Annotated in this window: 17 protein-coding genes and 1 pseudogene; 10 read left to right on the forward strand and 8 right to left on the reverse strand. The window is 67.4% G+C overall.

Annotated elements, in window-relative coordinates; genetic code table 11:
- The 4 genes and pseudogenes from H0X91_RS34985 to H0X91_RS19760 form a co-directional block, all read left to right on the forward strand.
- Positions 1 to 373, forward strand: a pseudogene (locus H0X91_RS34985) (ISNCY family transposase); the annotation flags it as partial.
- A gap of 505 nt (positions 374 to 878) precedes the next feature.
- Positions 879 to 2168, forward strand: coding sequence for an NAD(P)/FAD-dependent oxidoreductase (locus tag H0X91_RS19750; protein WP_196433268.1), 1290 nt, complete (start codon positions 879 to 881; stop codon positions 2166 to 2168).
- 17 nt (positions 2169 to 2185) lie between these two features.
- Entirely contained in the window at positions 2186 to 2743 is a 558-nt protein-coding gene (locus H0X91_RS19755) for a helix-turn-helix domain-containing protein (RefSeq protein ID WP_006490367.1), read from the forward strand.
- A gap of 152 nt (positions 2744 to 2895) precedes the next feature.
- Positions 2896 to 4242, forward strand: a complete 1347-nt coding sequence (locus H0X91_RS19760; RefSeq protein ID WP_196433269.1) for a glutamine synthetase family protein — start codon at positions 2896 to 2898, stop codon at positions 4240 to 4242.
- A gap of 23 nt (positions 4243 to 4265) precedes the next feature.
- Here the strand turns inward: H0X91_RS19760 and H0X91_RS19765 are convergent, their stop codons facing one another.
- Complete coding sequence (locus H0X91_RS19765) at positions 4266 to 5444, reverse strand: FAD-dependent oxidoreductase (protein ID WP_196433270.1); 1179 nt, start codon at positions 5442 to 5444, stop codon at positions 4266 to 4268.
- Positions 5445 to 5592: 148 nt separating this feature from the next.
- Between H0X91_RS19765 and H0X91_RS19770 the strand changes: the two genes are divergently transcribed.
- Positions 5593 to 6528: a LysR family transcriptional regulator gene (locus H0X91_RS19770; RefSeq protein ID WP_196433271.1), complete on the forward strand. Its 936-nt coding sequence runs from the start codon at positions 5593 to 5595 to the stop codon at positions 6526 to 6528.
- On the opposite strand, the gene H0X91_RS19775 is transcribed toward H0X91_RS19770, so the two are convergent.
- The 6 genes from H0X91_RS19775 to H0X91_RS19800 form a co-directional block, all read right to left on the reverse strand.
- Positions 6508 to 7047: a GNAT family N-acetyltransferase gene (locus H0X91_RS19775; RefSeq protein WP_196433272.1), complete on the reverse strand. Its 540-nt coding sequence runs from the start codon at positions 7045 to 7047 to the stop codon at positions 6508 to 6510. The two genes, H0X91_RS19770 and H0X91_RS19775, sit on opposite strands and share 21 nt — an antisense overlap.
- A 50-nt stretch (positions 7048 to 7097) precedes the next feature.
- The gene (locus tag H0X91_RS19780; RefSeq protein WP_084752178.1) at positions 7098 to 7676 is read right to left on the reverse strand and encodes a hypothetical protein; all 579 of its coding nucleotides are present in this window, start codon (positions 7674 to 7676) and stop codon (positions 7098 to 7100) included.
- A gap of 65 nt (positions 7677 to 7741) precedes the next feature.
- Positions 7742 to 8131, reverse strand: coding sequence for a lysozyme inhibitor LprI family protein (locus H0X91_RS19785; RefSeq protein ID WP_006490376.1), 390 nt, complete (start codon positions 8129 to 8131; stop codon positions 7742 to 7744).
- A 53-nt stretch (positions 8132 to 8184) separates the two neighbouring features.
- Positions 8185 to 8949, reverse strand: a complete 765-nt coding sequence (locus tag H0X91_RS19790) for an N-acetylmuramoyl-L-alanine amidase family protein (protein WP_060210890.1) — start codon at positions 8947 to 8949, stop codon at positions 8185 to 8187.
- Positions 8950 to 9073: 124 nt separating this feature from the next.
- Positions 9074 to 10696: an NAD(P)/FAD-dependent oxidoreductase gene (locus H0X91_RS19795; protein ID WP_112751260.1), complete on the reverse strand. Its 1623-nt coding sequence runs from the start codon at positions 10694 to 10696 to the stop codon at positions 9074 to 9076.
- Positions 10696 to 12210 (reverse strand): polyamine aminopropyltransferase, encoded by a 1515-nt coding sequence (locus tag H0X91_RS19800; protein WP_196433273.1) that lies wholly within the window; start codon positions 12208 to 12210, stop codon positions 10696 to 10698. The genes H0X91_RS19795 and H0X91_RS19800 overlap by 1 nt, the downstream gene beginning before the upstream one ends.
- 121 nt (positions 12211 to 12331) lie before the next feature.
- Between H0X91_RS19800 and H0X91_RS19805 the strand changes: the two genes are divergently transcribed.
- From H0X91_RS19805 to speD, 5 genes are read left to right on the forward strand one after another with little or no spacing between them, the layout of a single operon-like run.
- Positions 12332 to 12718 carry a DUF350 domain-containing protein gene (locus H0X91_RS19805; protein ID WP_006490342.1) on the forward strand — a complete coding sequence of 129 codons (387 nt, stop codon included), beginning with the start codon at positions 12332 to 12334 and terminating at the stop codon, positions 12716 to 12718.
- 27 nt (positions 12719 to 12745) lie between these two features.
- Positions 12746 to 13786, forward strand: coding sequence for an SPFH domain-containing protein (locus tag H0X91_RS19810; RefSeq protein WP_196433274.1), 1041 nt, complete (start codon positions 12746 to 12748; stop codon positions 13784 to 13786).
- A gap of 9 nt (positions 13787 to 13795) precedes the next feature.
- Complete coding sequence (locus H0X91_RS19815) at positions 13796 to 15313, forward strand: DUF4178 domain-containing protein (protein WP_060210887.1); 1518 nt, start codon at positions 13796 to 13798, stop codon at positions 15311 to 15313.
- Positions 15310 to 15459 (forward strand): hypothetical protein, encoded by a 150-nt coding sequence (locus tag H0X91_RS19820; protein ID WP_006491192.1) that lies wholly within the window; start codon positions 15310 to 15312, stop codon positions 15457 to 15459. Before H0X91_RS19815 ends, H0X91_RS19820 begins: the two co-directional genes overlap by 4 nt.
- Positions 15456 to 15875 (forward strand): adenosylmethionine decarboxylase, encoded by a 420-nt coding sequence (gene speD, locus H0X91_RS19825; protein WP_006491200.1) that lies wholly within the window; start codon positions 15456 to 15458, stop codon positions 15873 to 15875. The genes H0X91_RS19820 and speD overlap by 4 nt, the downstream gene beginning before the upstream one ends.
- Positions 15876 to 15901: 26 nt before the next feature.
- Here the strand turns inward: speD and H0X91_RS19830 are convergent, their stop codons facing one another.
- Entirely contained in the window at positions 15902 to 16354 is a 453-nt protein-coding gene (locus tag H0X91_RS19830; RefSeq protein WP_006491214.1) for an SRPBCC family protein, read from the reverse strand.
- Positions 16355 to 16489: the final 135 nt, after the last annotated feature.

Below are 16489 nucleotides of genomic sequence, written 5' to 3' on the forward strand. Positions count from 1 at the left end.
TCGCGTGCTGCCCTGCAGACAGTACGACCGGCTGGCCGAGATCGATCAAGCCGCCGTTGTCGAACACAAGCGTTTGAGTCACGTGCTGCAGGTCGCGCAAGCCCTTCAAGCACAACGCGATAACAGCCGGATTGGTAAGGCTCCATCGCGAGCGCATCGAGGTGACTCGACCAAGACGAATCGCAACACACCTCAACCGGGTAAAAAGAAGCAGCGTGAGTTCACGCAGGCCGATGTCGAGCAGGTGGTTGTGGATATTGCTCAGCGCAAACAGACGCAGCAACCACCCCGCAAACCTGGCCGTCGGTCTGCAAGGGACACTGGAACTGGCGTAAGCGCCCTGCCCGTTCAAGCTCCGCTCTTCGACTCCGCGAAATCTGTAACCCGAAAGAGACGAACCCTGAACCCTTCAAAACACGACATTTCTATTTAGCCGCCGCTACGACATCTTGAAATGGCTACGACAAGTCTGTGGTAGCTATAGGGAATTCCAAGTTCTATACGTGTGTACTCCTGGTCAGGTGTGTACCGCTGAATTGCAAGAGCGGGCGCTGGAGTAAGGAAACGCCGGTTTGATGCAGTCAACAGTCGCCCACACGCGACTTCAGCGCACAGCAGCTGATGCATCGATCGGTAGTCGATCACGTTGTAGCGCTGAGGGCGTGTGGCGGCCTCTTCAAGCTATTGTTTTATTGAGGAATACTCGCAGGCGTTCGCGGTCGGCGTGGGCCCTTGCAAGTTCCGATTTGAACGAAAAAAATTCCAAGTTGGACGCATCTCGACAGGACTGATAGACCGTCGGTCTCACGCTTGCTCTCGTGAAATTGTCATGCTAATTTTTCATGAAATTTCTCGGCGTAATTTTCACGGGAGTCCGCATGTTCGTGCAGTCCGACCGTCACGTCGCAAGCTACTACGCCGGCACCTACCCGGCGCCGATCCCGCATCGGCCGGTGCTGGACGAACGCGTCGACGCCGACGTGCTGGTCGTTGGCGCGGGTTTCAGCGGGCTGCATACGGCGCTGCGGCTCGCGCTTGCCGGCAAGCGCGTCGTCATGCTGGAAGCGAGCCGCGTCGCGTGGGCCGCATCGGGCCGCAACGGCGGACAGGCGCTGCTCGGCTGGTCGTGCGACATGCAGCCCCTCGAGGATGCGCTCGGCCGCGACGGCGCGCGGCTGCTGTGGAACAGCATGCGCTGGGCGGCGGCCGAGGTGCGCGAACTGCCGGCGCGGCACGGGTTCGACATCGACTACCGGCCCGGCAGCCTGTGGGCCGCGGTGCGGCCGCGGCGCGTCGCGATGCTGGCGCAGGCGCGCGACGAGGCGGCCGAGCGCTGGGGCTACGATCGGTTGCGCGTGATCGGGCGCGGCGAGATGCCTGAATGGATCGGCGGCACGCGCTATCTGGCCGCGCTTCACGATCCGGAGGCCGGCCACCTGAACCCGCTGAAGCTCGCGCTCGGCCTCGCGCAGACGATCGAGCGCGCGGGCGGCCGCATCTTCGAACAGAGTCGCGTGCTCGACTGCCGCGAGACGGCCGGCGGCCACGTCGCCCGCACGACGCGTGGCGAAGTGCGCGCGGACGTGCTGGTGCTCGCCTGCAATGCGTACGTCGACCGGCTCGACCGCGATCTCGCGCGCCGGCTGCTGCCGGTCGGCACGTATCAGGTCGCAACGGCGCCGCTCGCACCCGACGTCGCGCGTGCGCTGCTGCCGCGCAACAGTTGCGTGATCGACAACCAGTTCGTGCCCGACTACTTCCGCCTGAGCCCCGACAACCGGCTGCTGTTCGGCGGCGGCTGCACGTATCTCGGCGGCATCCCGGCCGATATCGCGGCGGCGACGCGCCCGCACCTCGAACGCGTGTTTCCGCACCTGGCCGGCGTGCCGCTCGACTACGCGTGGGGCGGTCACATCGACATCAGCATGCGCCGCACGCCGGACATCGGCCGCCACGGGCAGCGCTTCTGGCTGCAGGGTTTTTCGGGGCACGGCGTGCTGCCGACGCTCGCCGGCGCGCGCGCGGTGGCCGACGCCGTGCTCGGCGACACCCGTCTGCTCGCGCAGTACCAGCGCATCCGCAACCCGCGCTTTCCCGGCGGCGGCCGGCTGGCCGCGCCGCTCGAGGCGATCGGCAAGGCCTGGTACCGTTTGCGCGATACCGTTTGATTGCACCGGAATCCATCATGAACGAACAGGAAGAGATAGAAAGTCTGGCGATCCTGATCCGCGACCTGCGCAAGCATCGCAAGGTCACGCTGAACGATCTCGCCGAACGGATCGGCCGCTCGGTCGGCTTTCTGTCGCAGGTCGAGCGCGGGCTGTCGCGTCCGACGGTCGCGGATCTTACCGCGATCGGCGAGGCGCTCGGCGTGCCGACCACCTATTTCTACAGCCTGAGCAAGCCGCGCAGCGTGCCGTGGGTCACGCGGCCCGACGAACGCCGCACCGTGTATTACGCGGCCGGCATTACCGACATCCTCGTGTCGCCGAACATGCGGTCGCGTTTCTCGATCCTCGAAAGCCATCTCGGGCCGGGCGCGAGCAGCGGCGAGCGGCCGGTCGACGACAGCGACGAGCAGGGCGGCTTCGTGCTCGAAGGAGAACTGACGATCTGGATCGACGGCGACGACACGCCGGTCACGCTCGGCCCGAACGATGCGTTCCAGCTGCCCGCGCACAAGCGCTTCCGCTACGCGAACCTGACCGACGCGCCGACGCGCGTGATCTGGGTATTCACCTGAGTGGTCGGCGGGGCGGGCGGTGTTGGAGGCGGCCCCGCCGCGCAGCCTGTTTGCAGTACTGATCGACATGCGGCGTGCGTTGCGCCGTGCGCCGCCCGAATCCGGTTCGCCGCGTTGCGGCACCGCCATACAAGACATGGAAAGGATGAGACATGGCTGACGTCGTTCCCGCGCTGGTCAGTGAAGTCCGCGCATTCCGGCAGGCGCACCCCGAGATCCGTTATGTCGACCTGATCTGCCTCGACCTGCCCGGGCACTTCTACGGCAAGCGCTATCCGATCGATGCGCTCGAGAAAGTCGCGTCGGGCTCGCTGCTGAAGCTGCCGCAGAACTGCGTGCTCCTCGGCACGCAGGGCGGCCTCTACAAGATCGGCGACTACTGCTTCAACGACGGCGATCCCGATGCGCCGCGCCGCCTGATCCCCGGCACGCTGAAGCCCGTGCGCTGGGAGCGGCAACCGCTCGCGCAGATGCTGATCAGTTCCGACGGCACCGATTCCCCGATCGAATTCGAACCGCGCGAGGTGCTCGCGCGCGTGCTGCGGCGCTTCGCGGCGCGCGGCATCCGGCCGGTCGTCGCATTCGAGCTCGAGTTCTACCTGTTCGCCGCGCAGCTCGCGGACGGGATGCCGCAGTATCCGCGCGACCGCCTGAGCGACGACCGCGACGATCAGCCGAACATGCATATCGAGCGCCTGTCGCGTTTCTCCGACGTGCTGCACGAGATGGTCGAAGCCGCGTGCGAGCAGGGCGTCGATGCGACGGTGATCACCGCGGAGCTCGGGCCCGGCCAGTTCGAGATCAATTTCGGGCATACCGACGACGCGCTGCGCGCGGCCGACTGGTCGGCGCTGTTCTGTCGCAGCACGCGCGGCGTCGCGTTGCGGCACGGCTATCGCGCGAGCTTCATGGGCAAGCCGTATTTGCATGCGCCGGGCAGCGGCATGCACGTGCACGTGAGCCTGTATGACGACGCGGGGCGCAACCTGCTTGCGGCGGACGGGCAGCGGCCGTTGCGTCACGCGGTGGCCGGCTGCCTCGCGCTGCTGCCGCATTGCATGCCCGTGTTCGCGCCGAATCACAATGCGTTCCGGCGCTACGGGTCGATGGTGAACGCAGCGAGCCGCGCGAGCTGGGGTTTCGAGGATCGCGACGCGTGCATCCGCATTCCCGAGTCGGACACCCGCGACCTGCGGATCGAGCACCGGCTCGCGAGTGCGGATGCGAACCCGTACCTGGTGCTCGCGGCGATCCTCAGCGGGATGGAGCACGGGCTCGATGCGCGCCTCGAGCCGATCGCGCCGCTCAATGAGGATCGCGGGAGCGGGATCGATTTTCCGAAGGAGATGCTGTCGTCGGTCGCCGCGATGCAGGATCATCCGGCCGTGCGCGACGGGCTCGGCAGCGAGTTCGTGATGGTGTATTGCGAGAACAAGCGGCAGGAGGAACTGGATTTCCGCAATGAGATCGGCGCGCGGGAGTATCGGTGGTTTCTGTGAGCCGATGCCGCCGTCCGCACGGCTTATCGTCCGCGCGCCTGTTCCATCGGCAGGTGCGCGCCCCACGCGTTCGTCAGCGCTTCGATTTCGGCGACCGGATCGATCTGTTGTCGAGCGCTGTCGCTTACGTCGTCGCTGAATAACAGGTGCGCGAATTCACGCGCACGCTCGGTGATCGCGGCGGTTTTCCCGCTGCGCCGCAGCGTGAACGCCGCCAGCGCCGCATCGAGATCGCCGCCGTTGGCTGAATCGTATTCGTCGACGCACCGGGCAAGATGCCACGCATCTTCGAGCGCCTGGCAGGCGCCTTGTCCGGAGGTCGGGAGCGGCGCGTGCGCGGCGTCGCCGATCAGCAGTACGTTGCCGCGGTGCCATGCGTCGACCGGGTCCAGATCGTGCACGCGGATCTTCGTGAGCGTGTCCGCTGGCGTCGCACGTATCACGTCCGTGACGGGCGCCGGCCACGGCGCGAAGCGCCGTTCCAGCATCCCGCGCGGATCGTCTTCCGCCGTATCGCACCTGTCGGCTTCCGGCCATGCCGCCGCCCAGTACACGCGATGCCGGTCCAGCGCGACGATGCCGAAGCGTTCGCGCGTGCCCCAGTAATCGAATATCGACACTTCGTCGACCAGCGGCGCATTGCTTTGCGCGACGCCGATCCAGTTGACGAAGCCCTGATAGACGGGGGTGTTGTCGCCGACCACATGACGTCGCGCGACGGAGTTCATGCGGCCGTCCGCGCCGATCACGAGATCGGGGGCGATCGTCGTGCCGTTGTCGAAGCGAACGACGGCGCGACCGTCCGCGCCAGTATCGATGGCCGTTGCGCCGTGGCCGAAGCGGACCTCGATGCCGCGCGCGGCGAGGTGCCGGGTCAGCACGGCCTGCAGGTCGCGCCGCAGGATCGACACCGTCGGGAAGCCCATGCGGCGGTCGAGCGCGCCGATCTCGGTGGCCTTGAGCAGGGTGCCGTGCCGGTCGATGCGCCGCATCGCATGCAGGCGGCCGCCGGCCTCGACGATGTCCGGCAGCAGGCCGAGCTGGGTGAGGACGAAGCCGGCATTCGGCCACAGCACCACGCCTGCGCCCATCGTCGATTCCGCCGGCCTGCGTTCGTACAGCCGGATCTCGTGGCCGCGCCCGGCGAGCGCGAGTGCGGTGCTCATGCCGGCCACGCCGGCGCCCAGGATTGCAATGTTCATGACGCTCCTTGCCTGTGTCGTGCGAACGCTCGCTGGCCGCGGGTGCGTGCCCGGGCGCCGCATTGACGGGATGAGCATCGTAAATTATGGTTTCTGGCGGGATAAGTCATCGAAATCGGCAGGCTTTGATACCTAAAACGGGATAATGATGCGTAGCAAGCTGGATCTGAATGCGGTGCGTGTGTTCGTGACGGTCGTCGATGAAGGCAGCTTTGCCGGCGCCGCACGCATGCTCGCGCTGCCGGGTTCCAACGTGAGCCGTCATGTGGCGCAACTGGAGTCGCGGCTCGGCGTGCGTTTGCTCGAGCGCAGCACGCGCCACCTGCGGATGACCGAGGCCGGGCGGTTGCTGCACGAGCGTGCGCGGCCGATGCTCGACGCGCTGACGCAGGCCGAATGCGAGCTGACGTCGCAGCAAACGGAATTGCGCGGCGTGCTGAAGCTTTGCGTCCCGGGCGAAATCGGGCCGCGCATGCTGGGGCCGATCGTCGCGGAATTCGCGAGCCGCCATCCGCGTGTCGAGATCGACTGCGACACCAGCCTCGCGGGCATGTCGACGCTGCGCGACGATATCGACCTGGCGATCATCGTCAATCGCGGCAAGCTGGACGACAGTGCGTTCGTCGTCAGGCCGCTCGCGAGTTTGCCGAGCGTCGTCGTGGCCGCGCCGTCACTGGTCGCGCGGGTCGGGATGCCTGGCCTGACGGAGCAGCTTCGGCAGTTGCCGTGCATCACGACGTTGAGCACGCTGAAAGGGCAGCCGTGGCAGTTCGCCGATCGCGACGGACGGATTCACAAGATTCCGGTGGCGAGCCGGTATCGCGTCAATAGCGGCGAGATGGCGGGCCTCGCGGCGGTGAACGGGATCGGCTTCGCGATTCTGGTCGAACGCGCGTGCGCGGTGGAGCTGGCCGAAGGGCGGCTGGTGCGCGTGCCGCTGGAGATGGCGCCGGCGCCGCTGCAGCTGCATGCCGCTTACGCGAGCCGGAATTCGGTCAACGCGAAGATTCGCGCGCTGCTGCAGCTGATGCAGGAACGATTGGCGACGGAGGAGGCGCTGCCGTCATCGCGACCGCTTCGGTAGGGCGCGCCAGTAGCGCACTTCCTCGATCGGCGTACCGTCGATCTCGAAGGTCTTGATGTCGTCTTCGGCGACGAAACCTTCGCGTTCGTAGAATGTTCTTGCGCGACGGTTTTTGACCAGCACCCACAGCGACACCCATGCATGACCCGCGTCGTGCAGCGCCCGGCATGCATGGTCGACCAGCCGCGCACCGATCCCTTGCCCGCAATGCGCAGGATGCAGATAGATCGCTTCCATTTCGCCCCACGCCCGGTCCTTGTCGGCGTCGCGCGTCGGGCCGTACGCGATCCAGCCGGTCGGTGCGTGGTTCGCGAACGCGAGCGCGACGCATGGCCGGCCCGCGTCGAGTACCACGCGCCATGCGGCCGTGCGCTTTTCGACCGACAGGCCGGCGAGGAACGGGGCCGGCATGATGTCCGTGTAGGTCGCTTGCCACGACGCGACGTGGATGCCGGCGATGGCCGGTGCATCGGCGGCGGTGGCCGCGCGGATGTCGATCGTCGTCGTATTCGATGCCATGCGCCCTCCGTGTGGCCGGTTGCCGGTTGCCGCGCTGCCGCCTGCCGGATTCACGTCGCCGGATCCAGGCTGGCGTCGATGGCGAAACGGTAGTGGATGTCCACGTGTGATGCGTTGCCCGGTGCGTCGGTTTTCTTCAGCACGAACTCGAACGCGGGTTCGAACCAGCCGTCGCGTGCGATTTCTCCGCCGAGGATCTCGACGTCGTACCAGCCGTTGTCGATTTCAATGACGGGCCTGCCTGGTTCGCGATAGCGCGCAAGCAGCGCATTCACCGTGTCGTCGGTGAAGCGTTCGAGAATGCGCCACGTGTAGAGCATCACCGCACGATGCGCGACGCGCAATACGTATCCACCGCGCCGATGCTGCAGACGACTGCCTGCTTTCAGCAATTCGGGCGTGCCGTCGTCCAGCGTGAAGATGACCGTATATGGATGATTCTCGATGCCGGCCAGCGGAATGACGATGCCTTCGAGCACCGCGTGGTCGCCGCTGTCGCCGGTCGTGAACGCCGATGCGACGTCGTCCGGCAGCCCGTGTTCGTCCTTGTAGCGTTTCAGCAGCAGAAGATCGCCGACGAGAAAGTAGTCGATCAGATCGTTGAGGACTTCGGCGAATTGATGCCGCATCGTCGTTCCTTTCGAGCAGCGTGCCGTGCCGCGACGTGCTTCGCGGCACGGCACGCGTGGCGACCTTATTCGCCGAGCTTCGACGTCACGCAGCCGGTGCTCGAGCATTCGCGCTCACGCTCGCGCAGGAACGACAGTCGCGATTGCGTCATGTCGTTCGCGCACTGGATGTCGACGAGGTAGCTGCTGCCGCGCGTTTCGCTGCACTGCGCATCGCGTTGCTTCAGCCACGCGAGCTGGCCGGCCTTCAGCGTCGCCTGCTGGTCGCCGCTCAGTTGCTTGCGCAACCGGCCGTATTCGTCGTTGAGATCGCGGTCGGACTGCGAGAACTGCGTGCTCGTGCAATAGACCTGGTCGAACGCGCTGCGCGGCTTTCCGCAGCCGGCCGCGTGCGCGGCGAACGGAACGGCGAGCGCGAGCAACGCGCAGGCTGCGAGCAGATTCTTTTTCTTCATGGTGATGCTCCTGACTGGGTGAAAACCGTTGAACGCGACGGGCGAGACCGTCGTTATTGCGGCGTCGTGCACGCGTCGATGCCGCCCGCGATCGCGGCGGACAGGCGCTGGATCGTCTCGCGGCGCGCGAGCCGCGCTTCTTCGTCCGGATTGACGATCACGCCGGCTTCGACGAGCACGGCCGGAATCGGCGCGGTGCGCAGCACGACGAGATCGTCGAAGCGGTGGATGCCGAGTTGCGGGTCGATCAGCGGACGATTCTCGCCGCGGATCGGCTGCGCGTGATACAGCGACGGCCGTTCGCCGGCCGCGACCAGCCGCTCGGCGATCGCCTTCGCACAACGCAGGCTCTCCGCATAGTGCGGATTGCGCTCCGACACGAACACCGAGAAGCCGCGGAATTCGCGCTGCCGGCCCGCGTCGATGAACTGCTGCTGCATCGAGTCGTGATGGATCGACACGAACAGGTTCGCGTCGGGCGCCTGCGTCGAGCGCTGATTGAGCGCGATCTCGCGACCGTCCGCCGACGTGCGCAGCACGCGGTCGCCGTGCGCGGCGAGTTTGTCGGCGACGGCGCCGGACAGGTCGAGGTTGTACAGATATTCGACGCGGCCGCTGGCGCCGGTGGAGCCCGGATGCGCGGGCGTATGACCGGTGTCGACGACGATGTAGCGGCCGGACGCGGGCTCGGTAACGGGCGTGGCCGCGGTGTCGGCCGCGTGCAGCGCCAGCGGCGCGCCGAGCAGCGGGGCGCACGCGAGCATGCGCGCGGCGGCGCGCACGAGCGGGCGAAGGCGTCGGAAGGTTCGGTTCGTCATTGTTGTTGTCGAGAGGGGCGGACGGCGCGTCGAACGGCGCGCCGCCGTCGGCCTGCTCAATGCAGTCGGAATGTCGCGCGATTATAGCGGGTGCCGGCGACGCCGCAATGACGCGCGACGGTTGTCAGGCGAGCACGCGATGTGCCGCCAGCATGCCCCAGTACGACGCTTCCTCGAACAGCGACAGTCCGGACAGGTCGGCATGCGCGAACACGACGGGGCCGTCGGCATCGCGCAGCGCGAGCAGCCCCGGCCGGCTCAGGAAGCCGACGTCGGGCGTGGCCATCGCATGGCCGCGGACGGTGATCTCGAGCGCGGTCGCATGCTTCCACAGCTCGCGTCCGTACACGGCCTGCAGGTCGATCGCCGCCTGCTCGCGCAATGCGTCCGGCTTCGCCTGCGCGAGCCAGCGGCGCGTATCGTCCGGCGTTTGCGTGCTCAATGCCTGATAGGCGGAGAACACCGAGCGCGTCGGCGGCGACATCCGGATCAACTGGTGCGTCGACACGACGTAGCCGAGCCCGGCGCCGTCGTAGACGACGTTGTCCCACGCGAGCGGCACGCCCGCTTCCTCGGCCGGCATGCCGTCGAGCAGGAAGTTGGACACGAGCCACGGCGCGCGCGGCGGCAAGTCGCGCGCGGGCTCGAAGCCATACGCGGCAAGCAGTTGCGGGAATACGCGCGCCGCGACGAACAGCGGCATCGCACATACGACACGGCGCGCCTTCAGCGTGAACGTCGACAGCGTGCCGTCGTGACCGACGCGTGCGCACAGCACGTCGACGCCGCCCGCGCGTTCGGTCGCGCGCACCGCGAAGCCATCGCGCGACCACGTGTTCGAGCCGGTGCGCGCGGCGATCGACTCGCTCAGCTTCGTCACCATCGTGTGCAGCCCGTCGGGCCAGGTCAGCACCGCGCCGTCGCTCGCATCGCCCGCATGGCCGCCGCGCGACGAGAAATAGTGCAGGCCGGCCCAGGCGGAGACATGCTCGTAGCCGGCGCCGTAATCGTCGCGGCAGCAGTAGTTCAGATACCAGTGCAGCGCCTTCGCGGTGTAACCCTCGTCGTGCAGCCACTGGCGAAACGAGCGCCGGTCGAGTGCGCGCCAGCGCGGGTCGCGCGACGATTCCGCGATCGGGATGCAGAACACCTTGCGGCCGTCGGCGCCGCGCGCGGTGCGCAGCCCGTCCGTGTACGCGAAGAAGCGCGCCTGCTGCGCGAGCGCGTCGGCGTCGAGGCCGGTGGCCGGCACGATGCCGTCCTGCCACTGTCCATCGATGAACAGGCGTTCATCCGGTGCGTGGACGAGTGCACGCTCGTCGTACACGGGGCGCGCGGAGAACGGCGCGGATTCGATCACGCCGAGATCGGCGAGCATGTCGCGCAGATGCGCGGATTCGAGCGACGGCAGCGGCAGGTAGTGCGCGCCCTTCGGATAGCCGAGCGCGCCGAAGCGCCCGCCGGCCGCGTTGCCGCCGAATTCGGGGCCGGCGAGCACCGTGAAGCGCGTATGGCCCGCGCGCGCGAGCTGCCATGCGCACGACAGCCCGGCCGCGCCGGCGCCGAGAATTGCGACATCCGTCTCGATCGTGCCGGACGGCGCGGGCAGCGCGGCATGGTCGCGCAGCGCATGGCCTTCGCGCATGCCGGGGTAGTCGACGCGCGGCGTCGTCTCGATCCAGCCGGTGCGGCCGCATGCGGCGAGCGACGCGGCCGCCGATGCGACGAGGAACGTGCGGCGATCCATCAGCGCAGCACGTGCTTCCAGTCGTCGTCGAAGCGGCGCACGAGCGGCTGGTCGTTGAGTTCGTTCGGCGACATCGACAGCGCCGGCATGTCGGCCGGGAAGTGGAACATCTCGGCGGCCGTTTGCGCATCGAGCCAGCGCGTCGGCACCGAGTAATGCGTCGGCACCGTGAAGTCGCGGCGCTTGCCGGCGATCACGAAGCCCCAGTCGCCGAACGACGGCACGTAGCAGTGGTATGGCCACGTGTTGAGCCCGGCTTCGTGCAGCGTCGCGATGATGGTCCAGTACGCGTGCGGCGCGAAGTACGGCGAGGTCGACTGGATCACCGTGTAGCCGTTCTCCGACAGGTGGCGCGCCAGCAGCCGGAACACCGGCACCGAGTACAGGCGGCCGAGCCCGAAGTTGGTCGGATCGGGGAAATCGACGACGATCGCGTCGTACACGTCGGCATTCGATTCGAGCCAGCGCACCGCGTCGTCGTTGATCACGTGCACGCGCGGGTCCTTCAGCGCGCCCTGGTTCAGCTTGACGAGCGGCACGGACGTCGAGAACAGCTTCGTCATCGCGGGGTCGAGATCGACGAGCGTGATTTGTTCGAGGTTGCGGTGCTTGAGCAGTTCGCGCACCGCGAGGCCGTCGCCGCCGCCGAGCACGAGCACGCGCTTCGCCCACGGCAGTGCCTCGATCGTCGGGTGGATCAGCGCTTCGTGATAGCGGTGCTCGTCGCGCGACGAGAATTGCAGGTTGCCGTTCAGGTACAGCCGCATGTCGTCGTGCCATTGCGTGAGCACGATGCGCTGGTACGGCGTCGTTTCCGAATAGATCGTCTCGTCGCCGTACACGCCGTGCTCGGCCCAGTGCGTGATGCGGTCCGACAGCGCGAATCCGGCGACCAGCAGCCCGATCACGAGCGATGCGCGCATCAGCTTGCCGCGCACGTTGCGGATCTCGTCGCGGAACAGGTGCGTGGTCCACAGTGCGACGAGTGCGTTCAGGAGGCCGAACAGGAAGCTCGTGCGCAGCAGGCCGACACGCGGCGCGAGCACGAGCGGGAAGATCAGCGACACGGCCAGCGAGCCGAGATAGTCGAAGGTCAGCACCTCGCTGACGGTATGGCGGAACGCCTGGCGCCGCTGCTGGAACGCGCGCATCACGAGCGGAATCTCCATCCCGATCAGCAGGCCGAGCGCGAGCACCAGTGCGTAAAGCGCCGCACGAAACGGCGCGGCGAGCCAGGCGAACACGACGAACAGCAGCGCGGCCGACACGCCGCCGAGCAGGCCGACGAGCAGCTCGATGTCGACGAAGCGGTCGAGCACGTCGTCGTCCTCGACGAACTTCGCGAGCCACGAGCCGATCCCCATCGCGAACAGGTAGCAGCCGATCACCGACGAGAACTGCAGGATCGAGTCGCCGAGCAGGTAGCTCGACAGCGCGCTGCTGATCAGTTCGTAGCCGAGCCCGCAGGACGCGAGCACGAGAATCGACAGGACGAGCGCGCGCTTATGCAGCATCGCGCATCCGTTGTGCAGTGTTCGGCAATGTGGATATACTGGCGCGGATTTTCGTCTGGCGGCCCCGTGCGGGCCGGCCGGCGACGGGGCGGCGAACCGAGCACAAAATCCGAGGAAAAGAATGAATAGTGCCTATCTTTATGCGGTTCATTTACTGTCGGCGTTCGTGCTGCTTCTCGTGTTCGCGGCAGTGTACCTGAAGGTCACCCCGTTCGACGAACTGGCGCTGATCCGCGACGGCAACGCGGCCGCGACGCTGTCGTTCGGCGGCGCACTGATCGGTTTCTGCCTGACGCTCGCGTCCAGCATCGCGCACAACGCGACGCTCGGCGAAGTCGTGATCTGGGCCATCGGCGCGATGATCGTGCAACTGATCGCCTACGCGGTGCTGACGCGCGTGATGCCCGGCATGAATCATGCGATCGAGGATCGCAACGTCGCGATGGGCGGCCTGATGGGCACCGCGTCGCTCGTCGTCGGCATCATCAATGCCGCCTGCCTGACCTGACGCGCCACGCGTTCCGAGGAGACCGACATGAGTCTGGGTTCATTCATCCGCAAGCAGTTCATCGACGTCCTGCAATGGACGGAAGACACCGACGGCGTGCTGGCCTGGCGCTATCCGATGGAAGACCAGGAAATCCAGTACGGCGGCAAGCTGACTGTGCGCGAAACGCAGGTCGCGATCTTCGTCAACGAAGGCAAGGTCGCCGACGTGTTCCAGCCGGGCCTCTACACGCTGGAAACGCGCACGCTGCCGGTGCTCACGAACCTGAAGAACTGGGACAAATTCTTTCAATCGCCTTTCAAATCGGACGTCTACTTTTTCAGCACGCGGCTGCAGCTGGGCCGGCGCTGGGGCACCGCGCAGCCGGTGACGATCCGCGACCGCGAATTCGGTTTCGTGCAGCTGCGCGCGTTCGGCGTCTACTCGTATCGGATCGTCGATGCGGCGGCGTTCCATCGCGAGGTCAGCGGCACGCGCGCGGCATACACGGTCGACGATCTCGAGCAGCAACTGCGCAACCTGGTCGTCACCGCGATGAGCACCACGTTCGGCTCGGCCGACGTGCCGTTCGTCGACATGGCCGCGAACCAGTCGCTGCTGTCGCAGCGTGTCGCCGAGGCATTGGTGCCGGTGTTCACGCGCTACGGGCTGGCGCTCGACGCGTTCGCGGTCGAGAGCGTGTCGCTGCCGGCCGAACTGCAGAAGGCGCTCGACCTGCGGATCGGCGCCGGGATGGCCGGCGATCTCGCGCGCGCCACGCAATACCAGACCGCGCAGGCGATTCCGCTCGCCGCGCAAAACCCGGGCGGCATCGCCGGGGTCGGCGCGGGGCTCGCCGCGGGCGCGGCGATCGGGCAGGCGATGGCCGGCCAGATCGCGGGCGCCGCGCAACCGGCACAGGCCGCACCGCCCGCGCCCGTTGCCGCGCCGGTGGCCGCCGCGCCGACCGAGAGCACCGATTACGTGCAGCGGCTCGAGCAATTGAAGGCGCTGTTCGACAAGGGCCTCGTGACCGAAGACGAATATTCGCGCGCGAAGGCCGAGATCCTCGCGAAGCTCACCCGGTAAGCGTCGCGCATGTTCCGTACCTCGTGCCCCCAGTGCGGCGCGCCGGTCGAGTTTCGCTCGGCCGCGGCGGTGATGGCCGTCTGCGCGTTCTGTCGCAGCACGCTGCTCAAGCGCGGCGCCGACGTCGAGCGCATCGGCGAACTGGCCACGGTGCTCGACGATGCGTCGCCGATCCAGATCGGCACGGCCGGCCGCTACGACAAGCGCGCGTTCACGGTGCTCGGGCGCATCCAGATGACCTACGACGCCGGTGCATGGAGCGAGTGGTACGTCGTGTTCGACGACGGCGCGTTCGGCTGGCTGTCGGATGCGTCGGGCCAGTACGCGATCACGGTGCGCGAACCCGACGATGCGTCGGGCCGCGCGTGGCCCGCATTCGACTCGCTCGAACCGGGCATGCGGATCGACCACGGCGGGCGCGCGTATCTGGTGTCCGACGTGCGCACCGCGCGCTGCACGGGCGGCGACGGCGAGCTGCCGTTTCGCGTCGATGCCGGCTGGGAGGCGCGCGTCGCCGACCTGCGCACGGGCAATGCATTCGCGACCTACGACTATTCCGACGCCGAACCGAACGGCGGCATCCCGGCCGTCTATGCGGGCGAGGCGCTGGAATTCGACGCGCTCGCGTTCACCGGGCTGCGCGACACCGAAAACGATACGCGCGACAAGCGCGGCGCGGAGCTGGTGCCGTTCGCGTGCCCGAGCTGCGGCGCGCCGCTGTCGTATGCACCGAACGTGGCCGACTACGTCGTGTGCGGCAGTTGTCACGCGGGCGTGCAGTGCACGGCGGAGCAGCAGACCGTGTTCGCGGCGCGGCGCAAGCTCGAATCGGTGAAGGGCGCGCTCGAACTCGGCGCGATCGGCACGTTCGACGGCGTGAAGTACACGGTGATCGGCATGATGCGCTGCCGCGTGCCGGGCGACGACGAGACGTGGGACGAGTACCTGTTGCTGAACCCGAAACGCGGCTTCCTGTGGCTCGTGCAGAGCGACGGGCGCTGGGAACGGGTGCAGGTGCTCGACCATTGGCCGACGATCGGCGGCGAATCCGGCAACGTGACCGACGACGGCAAGACCTACCGGCTGCGCGAGGAATACGAATCGGAGGTCGTCTACGTGGTCGGTGCATTCAACTGGCGCGTGCAGGCGGGCGATCGCACGTCGATCATCGACTACGGCTGGCAGAAGGACAAGCTCACGCGCGAGCGCAGTGACGCGGAGATCGTCTGGTCGCGCGCGCGCCCGCTGTCGGGCGGCGCGCTCGCCGAGCGCTTCGGCACGCCCGCGCTCGCGGCGGCCACGCCGGCGGCCGCCGGCGCCACCGAATCGATGGGCCTGTTCGGCCGAAAGGGGCCGCACAGTTTCGCGCCGCTGCCGTTCATGTTCAGCGCGTTGCTCGTGATCTTCAACATGGGCTCGCTGTTCTCGTTCACCGGCCGCTCCGTCTACGTGCTGGTCGGCCTGCTGGTGCTGTGGCTGCCGGAATGGCTGTGGAAGCGGTTTGCGCCGGACGGGGGCAACGCGTGATCCGGTACATTCTCTACGGCATCTACGGCCTGATCGTCGTCACGCTGTTCAGTTGTTCTTCGATCGGCGGCAGCGGTTCGGGCGGCGGCGGGTGGGGCAGTTCGTCGGCGCGCAGCGGCTACTCGTCGTACGGGTCGCACAAATGACCGCACGCGACGGGAGCGTGTCGCCGGACGCGACGCTCGGCTCGCACGTGCTGGCCGACCTGGCCGGCATCGATGCGGCGCTGCTGCGCGACGCCGCGCGGCTCGAAGCAATCCTCACCGACGCGGCGCAACGGGCCGGCGCGCGCGTGATCGGCGCGCATTTCCATCATTTCGGCGGCGAGCATGGCGTGACGGGCGTCGTGCTGCTGGCGGAGTCGCACATCACGATCCACACGTGGCCCGAGCATCGCTTCGCGGCCGTCGATGCGTTCATGTGCGGCGCGGCGCGTGCCGCCGACGCGGTCGATGCGATCGCCGCGGCGCTCGGCACGCACGCGCAGGTCCGGCAGCAGGTGGCGCGCGGCGGGATGGCGGCCGCCTGTCGTTTCCCCGGCTTCGGCGAATCTGGCAAATAGCCGATGGCGCAGCCGGCTTACGCCGGTCAGCGCGGCAGTGCTTCGGCTTCGGCCCAGCGCTTGAACGAATCGAGACGCCGGCGGGTCTGCACGAGATAGAACGCGCCGATCAGCGGTTCGAGCAGCCAGCGCAGCCAGGACGGCTGGGCGCGGAAGTGGTACGTGAACTTCACCTCGGTCGATCCGGCCGTGCGCTCGGTGAAGTTCCAGCTGCCGCTGAAGCGTTCGAGCACCTTCGGCCCTTCGACCATTTCGACGGCGGCGACCTGCGGCGGACGGTACGAGATGTAGCGCGACACCATCGTCGCGCCCGACTGGCTGCGGCAGAACGCGTCGACGCCGACGTCGGCGGTCGTGCCGTCGAGCAGATAGGCATCGATGAGGAAGTTGTCCCAGACGAGCCGCCGCCCGTAGTCCTGCGACCACGTGAACAGGCGTCTGCGATCGACGCCGACGGTCCGGCTGACGGAGATCCTCATGAGGGCGGGCGCCGTGGCGCGGATTGGGATGAAATCGAGTGTAACTCGCCAATAACGCGTGTTTCGTCAGACTTCGTCAAGTCGAGCGCGGGCTCGAATCGGCTCGATTGACGTCCCTCGGGAATTCCCCTAGGA

The organism is Burkholderia sp. 9777_1386, assembly GCF_015712265.1.
Taxonomy (GTDB): domain Bacteria; phylum Pseudomonadota; class Gammaproteobacteria; order Burkholderiales; family Burkholderiaceae; genus Burkholderia; species Burkholderia cenocepacia.

Excerpts from the sequence above, each read along its gene's own strand:
- H0X91_RS19750 (WP_196433268.1), top strand. The coding sequence starts at position 879 with ATGTTCGTGCAGTCCGACCGTCACGTCGCAAGCTACTACGCCGGCACC.
- H0X91_RS19755 (WP_006490367.1), top strand. The coding sequence starts at position 2,186 with ATGAACGAACAGGAAGAGATAGAAAGTCTGGCGATCCTGATCCGCGAC.
- H0X91_RS19760 (WP_196433269.1), top strand. The coding sequence starts at position 2,896 with ATGGCTGACGTCGTTCCCGCGCTGGTCAGTGAAGTCCGCGCATTCCGG.
- H0X91_RS19765 (WP_196433270.1), bottom strand. The coding sequence starts at position 5,444 with ATGAACATTGCAATCCTGGGCGCCGGCGTGGCCGGCATGAGCACCGCA.
- H0X91_RS19770 (WP_196433271.1), top strand. The coding sequence starts at position 5,593 with ATGCGTAGCAAGCTGGATCTGAATGCGGTGCGTGTGTTCGTGACGGTC.
- H0X91_RS19775 (WP_196433272.1), bottom strand. The coding sequence starts at position 7,047 with ATGGCATCGAATACGACGACGATCGACATCCGCGCGGCCACCGCCGCC.
- H0X91_RS19780 (WP_084752178.1), bottom strand. The coding sequence starts at position 7,676 with ATGCGGCATCAATTCGCCGAAGTCCTCAACGATCTGATCGACTACTTT.
- H0X91_RS19785 (WP_006490376.1), bottom strand. The coding sequence starts at position 8,131 with ATGAAGAAAAAGAATCTGCTCGCAGCCTGCGCGTTGCTCGCGCTCGCC.
- H0X91_RS19790 (WP_060210890.1), bottom strand. The coding sequence starts at position 8,949 with ATGACGAACCGAACCTTCCGACGCCTTCGCCCGCTCGTGCGCGCCGCC.
- H0X91_RS19795 (WP_112751260.1), bottom strand. The coding sequence starts at position 10,696 with ATGGATCGCCGCACGTTCCTCGTCGCATCGGCGGCCGCGTCGCTCGCC.
- H0X91_RS19800 (WP_196433273.1), bottom strand. The coding sequence starts at position 12,210 with ATGCTGCATAAGCGCGCGCTCGTCCTGTCGATTCTCGTGCTCGCGTCC.
- H0X91_RS19805 (WP_006490342.1), top strand. The coding sequence starts at position 12,332 with ATGAATAGTGCCTATCTTTATGCGGTTCATTTACTGTCGGCGTTCGTG.
- H0X91_RS19810 (WP_196433274.1), top strand. The coding sequence starts at position 12,746 with ATGAGTCTGGGTTCATTCATCCGCAAGCAGTTCATCGACGTCCTGCAA.
- H0X91_RS19815 (WP_060210887.1), top strand. The coding sequence starts at position 13,796 with ATGTTCCGTACCTCGTGCCCCCAGTGCGGCGCGCCGGTCGAGTTTCGC.
- speD (WP_006491200.1), top strand. The coding sequence starts at position 15,456 with ATGACCGCACGCGACGGGAGCGTGTCGCCGGACGCGACGCTCGGCTCG.
- H0X91_RS19830 (WP_006491214.1), bottom strand. The coding sequence starts at position 16,354 with ATGAGGATCTCCGTCAGCCGGACCGTCGGCGTCGATCGCAGACGCCTG.